The sequence below is a fragment of the Stenotrophomonas sp. P5_B8 genome (genome assembly GCF_054049855.1).
The window spans coordinates 1-8,079 of the sequence record NZ_JBFULO010000163.1; the positions used below are offsets into that span (position 1 = coordinate 1).

Annotated in this window: 3 protein-coding genes; all 3 read right to left on the minus strand. The window is 68.4% G+C overall.

The window, feature by feature from the left end:
• Positions 1 to 55: 55 nt before the first annotated feature.
• Complete coding sequence (locus ACXJKH_RS10745) at positions 56 to 4,975, minus strand: alpha-2-macroglobulin family protein (protein WP_457319422.1); 4,920 nt, start codon at positions 4,973 to 4,975, stop codon at positions 56 to 58.
• A gap of 1,294 nt (positions 4,976 to 6,269) precedes the next feature.
• The gene (locus ACXJKH_RS10750) at positions 6,270 to 7,727 is read right to left on the minus strand and encodes a bifunctional 2-methylcitrate dehydratase/aconitate hydratase (protein ID WP_457319423.1); all 1,458 of its coding nucleotides are present in this window, start codon (positions 7,725 to 7,727) and stop codon (positions 6,270 to 6,272) included.
• 18 nt (positions 7,728 to 7,745) lie between these two features.
• The coding region (locus ACXJKH_RS10755; RefSeq protein ID WP_457319424.1) for a PrpF domain-containing protein at positions 7,746 to 8,079 on the minus strand (334 nt) is incomplete at its 5' end.

The window sequence follows — 8,079 nt, forward strand, 5'->3', positions numbered from 1 at the left end:
CGGTTGGACGACAGGACTACGCGGGCCATCGCCTCAGCGATGGCCCGCACCCGGCTCAGGGCTGGACCACGGTCATCGTGGTCGGGTTGCTGCGGCCCACCCCACGCAGGTCGGGACGGTACATGTCCTCCACCAGCGGCGGCGGCACCGTGTAGGTGCCCGGGGTGACCGCGCGTACCAGGTAGAACACCTTGGCGGTGCTGCCCTTGGACAGCTTCAGCGCGGCCACGTAGCGGTCGTCGCGGAACTCCTCATGGCGCAGCGTGGCCGCATCGCCGCGGTCGTTGACGTTGAGCCCGTCCACCACCACGTCGGCCCACTGCTTGGCATCGCCCAGGTTGAAGTTTTCGATCTCCAGGCCGGCCGGCAGCAGGTCGGTCAGCAGCGCATCGGGCATGTCCAGGTTCGGGGTGATGCTGACCCGCACGATCAGCGCCTCGCCTTCCTTCAGCGCACGTGGCGTCCACGGCTTGCCATCGGTGGTGTACCAGGTGCGCTCCACGCCAAGGCTGCGGCTGTCCGGCTCCGGCGCGGTACGCGGGATGCCGGCCACTTCCAGGCTGGCGAACATCGGCGGTTCGCCCTGCGGGGTGAAATGCACGCCCTTGGCCAGTGCGGCGTAGTCGAAACTGCGGCCGAACATGCGCCGCGCGGTGATCGCTTCCACCTGACCGCCCACGGCCAGCTCGCCGGACACCAGCTTCTTCTGGTTGGCCGCCAACGCCTTGCCCAGGCGCGCGATGGCGACCTGCTCCTGCGTGCTCAGCCACATCCAGCCACTGTTGCGCCGCGCATCCAGCGCACGGCCAAGATCGACCGCACGCGCGTCATAGGCCGGCTTGGACAGCTTGCGCTCGTGCAGCAGCGCGATCATCAAGGCGTCATCGCGCACCTCGCTGCCGTAGTCGCCGAAGTACTGCGGACGCTCGCTGCCGGGCTTGGCAAAGCCGGCGGCGATGGCCGCATCACCACGCTTGTGGTCGCCCTGCAGCGACAGCGCGATGCCCAGGTGCACCAGCGGCAGCCCGGTCAGCGCCTTGCTGCGCTCGTTGTCGTACAGCGCGCGCAGCGTGCCCAGCGGCGCGCGGTTGACCCGTGCCAGCACGTAGCCGGAATAAGCCTGGTTGGCGAACTTGAGGTTCTCGCGACGGTCTTCGCCGTAGAACTGGTTGCCGCCGGACAGCAGGTCTTCGCTCAGGCGGTTGAGCGCCTTCTGCAGCACGTTGTCGGGCACCGCGAAACCGGCGTCCTTGGCGTCGAGCAGGAACTCGGCGATGTACGGGGTCAGCCACGGATTGACGTAGCCGTCGTCGCCCCACATCGAGAAGTTGCCGTTGGCCACCTGCATCGAGGCCAGCCGGCCGAACGCGCCTTCCATGCGTTCGCGCCGGGCCTTGGCATCCAGCCCGTCGGCACCGAGCATCGCCGAGGTCGCCTCGTCCAGCATCAGCGCGGCATAGCCCTTGCTGGTGGTCTGCTCGGCGCAGCCGTAGGGGTACTTCAACGCGCCGTTGAGCGCGCTGGCGAAGGGAATCGGCGGCAGCGCGCTGACCAGCATGCGCGCGGTCACCGAGTCGTCCATCAGGCCATCGGCCAGGCCGGTGCCCATCTCCACCGCCGCCAGCGGATCCAGCGTGCGGGTCTGCGCGCGCAGCACCTGCGGCCAGGCCGCACGCACCGGCAGGTCATAGCGGCGGTCCACCTTGAAGCCGTTGCCGTCCACCCGCACCCGCACCTTGGCCACGGTGTAGCCCTCGCGCGCGGTCAGCGGGAAGCTCAGCGTGGTCTTGGCGTCGGCCTTGAGCTGCAGCGTGCGGCTGGGTTCGCCCAGGGTGAGCGGACCGATGCCATCGACCTGCACCTTGAACTCGCCCGGCTTGCCGGTGAAGTTCTGCACGTCCAGGGTGACCGTGCTGCGATCGCCCGGCGCCATCACCCGCGGCATGCTGGCTTCGGCCAGGATCGGCGCGCGCACGATGGTCTCCATGTCGCGCTTGCCGTACTGGTCATCGGAATACACCAGCGCGGAGATGCGCAGCGTGCCGTTGAAGTCCGGCACCTTCAGCGCAATCCGCGCGATGCCCTTGGCATCGAGCTTCACCGGGCCGGAGAACAGGTCCACGGTCTGCACCCGCGCGGTCGGACGCTTGGCCTGCGGCATCGCCGCCAGCGCCATGTCGCCACCGAACTTGAGCTTGCCGCTGCTGCCGTCGAAGCTTTCGATCACCCGGCTGTAGATGTCGTAGGCATCCACGCCCAGCCGTCGCTGCGCGAAGAAGTGGCCGGCCGCATCGGGCACCGGGAAGCGGGTGATGTTGAGGATGCCCACGTCCACCGCCGAGACGGTCACATGCGCGACCTTGCCCGCCAGCTGCGGCGCACTCACCGCCACCGGCAGGGTCTGCTCGGGGCGCATCTGCTTGGGTGCGGACAAGCCGACCGCGATCTGCCGCGCCTTGCGGTCCATCGGCACGTGCACCACGCCGACCGCGCGGGCCGGGGTGATCTTGCTCGGCGCGCTGCCACCGCGGAACACCAACGCGGTGATGTAGACATCGTGGCGTTCCCACTCGGCGGTGACCGGGATGTCGAAGGTGCTGCCCGGCTTGGCGTCGATCTCCTGCACGTACAGCATCTTGTCGCTTTCCACCATCAGGATCCCCTTGCCGGCATGCGGCGGGGTGACGGTGACGCGGACCTTGTCGCCGGCCTTGTAGCCGGTCTTGTCCAGGCCCAGCTTGACCTTGTCCGGACGCGCATCCAGGCCGCGGTTGTCATCGTTCCAGCTCCAGCCGGCGCGGAACGGATAGCGGCTGGTCAACCCGGTGCCCGGGTCGAAAACGTCCAGGCGGTACTCGCCCCATTCCACCGGGAAATCGATCGCGGCGGCCGCACTGCCGGCATCGACGGTGCGGGTCTCCTTGTTCTCGAAACGGCGGGTGAAATCGTAGTCCCAGCGGTTGTCGTTGAAGGTCCAGTGGTAATCGCGCAGTTCGCGCACCAGCGTGACTTTGAGGCCCTTGGCCGGCTGCGGCTTGCCGGCCGCGTCCACCCGCATCAGTTCGAAGCGGGCGTTGCTGTTGGCATCGGCACCGTCATCGGGGTTGAACAGCGGGCGCACGCCCACCAGTGCCGGCGCCGGCCACATCACCCGCTTGAGGGTGCGGGTGACGGTACGTCCACCGGTCTCGTACACGCTGCCGGACACCACCACCGCGATCGGCGCGGTCGGCTTGACCTCGTCGGGCAGGGCCACGTCCTGGCGCAGCTTGCCGTCGGCGGGGAATTCGGTGTCGATGATGTCGCGCGCTTCGCGCGGCAGTTCCATCGTGGGGTCGCCGAAGAAATAGCCCGGCAGCGCTTCCACCGGCGACTGCTCTGCGGCCACGGCCAGGCGCGCGGTGAAGCGGTTGCCGTCGGCCGGCGCGCCATACAGGTAGGCCGCATCGGCCATCAGCTTGAGCGGTTCGCCCGGCTTGAGGGTCTTCTGCGCGCTGTCCAGGTCCAGCTTCATGCGCTCGGGCAGGAACTCCTCGATGCGCAGGGTCATGCCCTGGATGGCTTCCTTGCTGGCCGGATTGGTGCGGAATTCCACCTGCCAGCGGCCGGTCGGCGCTTCGGCCGGGATCAGCTGTTCGAAGCTCAGGTAGCCTTGGTCGCCCGGTTGCAGACGGGTCTCGCGGAAGGTCTTGCCGTCGGGCTGTTTCAGCCGCAGGAACACCGGCTGCGGCTTGACCGGCTTGCCGTCGTTGTCGCGCAGGAGGGCGGAAATGCGGACGGTCTCGCCCGGGCGGTACAGGTCACGCCCGGACCAGGCAAACACGTCGAACCAGGCGTTGTCGCGACCGGCCACGGCGAACTCGCTCAGGTCCAGCGCCGGCTGGTTGAACGGCAGCATCGAGGTATCCGCGCCGCTGCTGGCGATCAGCACGTGGCTGGCATCCAGGGTGTAGTTGAGCAGCGCATTGCCATTGCCGTCGGTGCTGCCCTTGAGCACCACCTCGCCCTTGCCATCCAGGATGCGCAGGTCGATCTTCTTCAGCGCCGCGCCACTCTGCAGCGAGGCGGTGTGTACGAACAGCTTGTCCTTGTAGGCGCGGGTGTGCAGGCCGATGTCGCTGACGGTGAAGAAGGCGGTGTCGAACTCGCTGTCGAACGAGCCGCTGCGCTTCATCACCGCAAAGTACAGGCCCGGCGCCTGCAGCTCCTTGATGTCTTGGGTAGGCAGGTAGGTCAGTACGCGCTCGTTCTGCTTGCCACCGAGCACGAAGCGGTTGACGTACACCGGCTCGGCGAGCTTGGACATCGGGGTCTTTTCGCCGTACTCGCTGTCCAGTTCCCAGCTGCCGCGACGCCCGCCGCGCTGGTACTGGCTGAAGAAGCTGGGCAGCTCCTTCTCGCGCACGCGCAGGAACTCCACGTCCACTTCCTGCACGTTCACCGACACCACCGGCAGGCCGCGGCTGTCCTTGGCCGGCAGCACGCTGCCCTGCGAGGCAAAGCCGGCAACCGGCTTGAGCTCCCCGCTGAATACCTTCTGGCGCAGTTCCTTGCCGATCCGGCTGCCGTCGGCGGCGAGCAGGTCGGCCGACACGATCAGGTTGTATTCCTTGGCCGCTTCCACGAACGGGTAGCGCAGCGTCAGGCCGTCATCGGAGAGCGTCCAGCTGCTGTCCTCGGTGCCCACCTTTTCGGCGAAGCGGACCAGTTTGTCGAAGTCCTGGGTGCCCACCAGCGGCCGCGAGAACTCCAGCGCCAGCGAGACGCCGTCGCCCTTCTGGTCGGGATAGGCCCGCACCAGGGTGAACTCGCTGATCTTGTCGGCCTTGGCCGTGATCGGCGCGCCGGACGGTGTCGGCAGCTGGCCGCTGTCGTTGCGCTTGCAGCCCCCGATACCGATGGCCAGGCCGGCGACCAGCGCCAGCCCCGCGATTCCCTTCCAGCTCCACTGCCCGATCCGACTGCGGCTAGCCATGACGTCGCTCCTTGAACAAGGCGGCCAGTATAAGGGCCGGTCCCCCCGAACGGCGGCGGCGCCCTTACCCGCACGACGACAATCCCGACGCGCAACGACAATCCCGACGCGCGGTAGTGCCGAGCCATGCTCGGCAACCGCGCGCCAGCGCGGAAAACCGGTCCGAAGCCGTTCTCCTGCCGATCGATGCGGTTTCCCCGCGGTTTAAACGCGGGCAGCAGGCGATGTGCGGCGTACGGCCAGTCCGCCGGCAAGTCCGTCGCCCAGTCCGCCGGCAGGCGCAGCCGAGCATGGCTCGGCTCTACCCGGTACCTGCCCGCGACGGGCGGACGAGGATGGCGCCGTTGCCAGGGCAACCCGACGCGCAACGGTAGTGCCGAGCCATGCTCGGCAACCGCGCGCCAGCGCGGAACACCGGTCCGAAGCCGTTCTCCAGCCGACCGATGCGACTTCCCGGAGGTTTAAACGCGGGCAGGAGGCGCATGTCCGGCGTACGCCAGTCCRCCGGCGAGAGCAGCCGAGCATGGCTCGGCTCTACCGGGTACCTTCCCGCGACGGGCAGACGAGGATGGCGCCATTGCCCGGGCAACCCAACGCGCAACGGTAGTGCCGAGCCATGCTCGGCAACCGCGCGCCAGCGCGTCAAACCGGTCCGAAGCCTTTGTCCAGACGACCGATGCGGTTTTCCCCGAGGTTTAAACGCGGGCAGGAGACGCATGTCCGGCGTACGCCAGTCCGCCGGCAAATCCGCTGGCGAGAGCAGCCGGCGAGAGCAGCCGGCGAGAGCAGCCGAGCATGGCTCGGCTCTACCCGGTACCTGTCCGCGACGGCAGACGAGGATGGCGCCGTTGCCGGGCAACCCGACGCGCAACGGTAGTGCCGAGCCATGCTCGGCACCCGCGCGCCAGCGCGGCAAACCGGTCCGAAGCCTTTGTCCAGACGACCGATGCGGCTTTCCCGCGGTTTAAACGCGGGCAGGAGGCGATGTGCGGCGTACGGCCAGTCCGCCGGCAAGTCCGTCGCCCAGTCCGCCGGCGAGAGCAGCCGAGCATGGCTCGGCTCTACCCGGTACCTGTCCGCGACGGGCAGACGAGCGTGGCGCCGTTGCCCCAGCAACCCGACGTGCAACGGTAGTGCCGAGCCATGCTCGGCAACCGCGCGCCAGCGCGGCAAACCGGTCCGAAGCCGTTCTCCTGCCGAYCGATGCGGTTTCCCCGMGGTTKAAACGCGGGCAGGAGGCGATGTSCGGCGTACGGCCAGTCCGCCGGCAAGCGCAGCCGAGCATGGCTCGGCTCTACCCGGCCACGTAGAGGTCCACATACTCATGCACCGGCATGGCCTCCAGCACCACCGGGTCCAGCGAGGCATCCAGGATGCGGCGCTGCTGCTGGGTCGGGAAGGTGGCGGCCAAGTGGGCGCGGAACTTGTCCTCCAGCAACGGGATGCCTTCGGCACGGCGGCGGGCGTGGCCCAGCGGGTACTCCACTTCAGCGTCCAGGCGGCTGCCGTCGTTGAACACCACCTCCAGCGCGTTGGCAATGCTGCGCTTGTCCGGGTCGAGGTAGTCGGCGGTGTAGCGCGGCTCCTCCACGCAGGTGATCCTGGCGCGCAGCGGGTCGATACGCGGGTCGGCGGCGACATCGTCCTCGTAGTCTTCGGCGACCAGCCGGCCGAAGATCAACGCGATGGCGACCATGTACTGCACGCAGTGGTCGCGATCGGCCGGATTATGCAACGGGCCGGGTTTGTCGATGATGCGCAGGCATGCCTGCTGGGTGCGCAGGGTGATCTGCGCGATGTCCTCGCTGCGTTTGCCGGCCGCGCGCATCCGCGCGTTCAGCTGCATCGCCGCTTCCACCGCGGTCTGCCCGTGGAACTCGGCCGGGTAGCTGATCTTGAACAGCACGTTCTCCATTACGTAGCTGCCATACGCGCGCTGGAAGCGGAACGCCTGACCGCCGAAGGACACATCGTAGAAGCCCCAGGTCGGCGCGGTCAGCGCGCTGGGGTAGCCCATTTCACCGGCCGCAGCCATCAGCGACAGCCGCACCGCGCGGCTGGTGGCATCGCCGGCGGCCCAGCTTTTGCGGGATCCGGTGTTGGGCGCATGACGGTAGGTGCGCAGCGACTGGCCATCCACCCAGGCCAGCGACAGCGCGTTGAGCATGCGCTCGCGGTCCAGCCCCAGCAGGTGCGACACCACGGCAGTGGAGGCCACCTTGACCAGCACCACATGGTCCAGGCCGACGCGGTTGAACGCGTTTTCCAAGGCGAGGCACCCCTGGATCTCGTGCGCCTTGACCATCGCCGCAAGCACGTCGCGCATGGTCAGTGGCGGCCGGCGCAAGGCCTCGGCATTGCGGCTGAGCCAGTCGGCCGTGGCCAGGATGCCGCCGAGATTATCGGACGGATGGCCCCACTCGGCGGCAAGCCAGGTGTCGTTGAAATCCAGCCAGCGCACCATCGCGCCGATGTTGAAGGCGCCCTGCACCGGGTCCAGCTCGAAGCGCGTCCCGGGTACCCGCGCGCCATTGATCACGCGCATGCCAGGGACCAGCGGCCCGAGCAGCTTGCTGCAGGCCGGGAACGCCAGCGCGGCCAGGCCACAGCCCAGGGTGTCGATCAGGCAGTGGCGTGCGGTGGTATACGCCAGCGGCGACGCCACCCGGAAGTCACGCACGTAATCGACGATGTCGGTCATCACCGTATCCCACGGCGGGCGTTGGGTGGCGTTGCTGTCGTGACCGGACATCGCGATCTCCTGTTGAACCTACACCGTGTCGGCGGGGACCCGCACTGCGCCTTCCATCAAGACGCGTGCACTGCGGCTCATGATGGCCTTGGTGACCGTCCACTGCCCGTCAACGAACGCGGCCTGCGCGCCCACCCGCAGCGTGCCGGAGGGATGCCCGAAGGTCACCGCCTCACGCGCGCCACCGCCCGCGGCCAGGTTGACCAGCGTGCCGGGGATCGCCGCAGCGGTGCCGATGGCCACCGCCGCGGTGCCCATCATCGCGTGATGCAGCTTGCCCATGGACAGCGCGCGCGCGTGCAGGTCGATGTCGCCGGCGGCGATGCGCTTGCCGCTGGAGGACAGGTAATCC

Bases quoted from the DNA above. Each gene is read 5' to 3' on its own strand.
- ACXJKH_RS10745 (WP_457319422.1), bottom strand. From the start codon at position 4,975: ATGGCTAGCCGCAGTCGGATCGGGCAGTGGAGCTGGAAGGGAATCGCG.
- ACXJKH_RS10750 (WP_457319423.1), bottom strand. From the start codon at position 7,727: ATGTCCGGTCACGACAGCAACGCCACCCAACGCCCGCCGTGGGATACG.